1 protein-coding gene is annotated in these 1,212 nt (G+C 31.7%); it reads left to right on the plus strand.

Annotation, left to right across the window (positions count from 1 at the left end):
* Nucleotides 1-148: 148 nt before the first annotated feature.
* Nucleotides 149-988, plus strand: a complete 840-nt coding sequence (locus CDH49_RS15490; RefSeq protein ID WP_100616434.1) for a hypothetical protein — start codon at nt 149-151, stop codon at nt 986-988.
* The last annotated feature ends 224 nt before the right edge of the window (nt 989-1,212 follow it).

Below are 1,212 nucleotides of genomic sequence, written 5' to 3' on the forward strand. Positions count from 1 at the left end.
AAAAAACATTGCTTATTTTAGTTCAACCGTTTGGTCGTTGCTTTGTTTGCATGCATCTGATTTTCCTACGGAAAATCCTCGCACTCAAACACGCAACGTTCCTTACACAAACACGTTGTAAAACATTTGAATAAAACCACGAATTGAATTGGGAACTTGGGGAACAGCAATAAAAAGTAATGATACTTCAGCCGATATTTATGCTGAGTTTTTTGATTTATATAATGAAGGAAAAGAACCGTCTGAAATTAAAAATAAACTGATTTCTGATAACCCAAATGGAGAAAACGACTTCTGGTTTGGTTTGGCATTAGCACTTTGGGAAACTAAAAGCTTATCGAATGACATTCTAGAAAAAATCCGTGAAATAATTAAAAGTGAATCTGATTTAAAGTTATGGAAAGAACTTGATGCAAGTGAGTCAGACATAAAAAAACGAAAAATTGTTCTTGAAAATTTTTTACTCAAATTAGAATCTAAACAAGGGAAACCAAAAGCGAGAAAAAGAATAAGCAAAAAAGAACCGATTTTCCAAAAAGGGACTTGTCTGACTTTTAAGTTAAATAATGGAAATTATGGTGGTGCAGTCGTTTTAGATTCTGACTTTATTTCAGGTCATGGTTACAATTTAATAGTTCCAACTCGAATAAATCAAAAAAATAAACCAACTACATCTGACTTTAAAAACAGTAATGTATTAGTGGCGAACTTTGGGAATTGGAAAGATAAAATTCCCCTCAATTGGTTTTTGCCAAAGTACTTTCAAAAAGATTTTTCAGAATTATTTGAAAATATTGGAACAATTCAAATAGATAAAGAGTTCGACCCAATTAAGAATTCAGAATATGCAGGTTTTACGTCAGACTGGGACAGCTTTATAATAAATCCTGTAAATCAACAATTTGAGCACGAAAAAGAAAATGGGATTAATAAATCATTTTCGATTAACATATTGACAAAACGAAAAAAATGGTGGCATTTAAAATAAAAAACGTTTTACAACACCGTGTATAAAAAATTGCTAGTTTTAGCTAACACAAAGTTGGTTGCTTGTTTGCTGGCTTCCGATTTTCCTTCGGAAAATCCTCGCCCACAAACACGCAACTTTCCATACACGAACACGTTAGGCACAATTTGACAAACCAATGAAATTCACGATTTTAATATTACTTTTTTCTACTATTTCTGGGTTTAGTCAAGAAATAAAATATA

Origin of the sequence: Confluentibacter citreus (assembly GCF_002807055.1) — a bacterium.
Taxonomy (GTDB): Bacteria; Bacteroidota; Bacteroidia; order Flavobacteriales; family Flavobacteriaceae; genus Confluentibacter; species Confluentibacter citreus.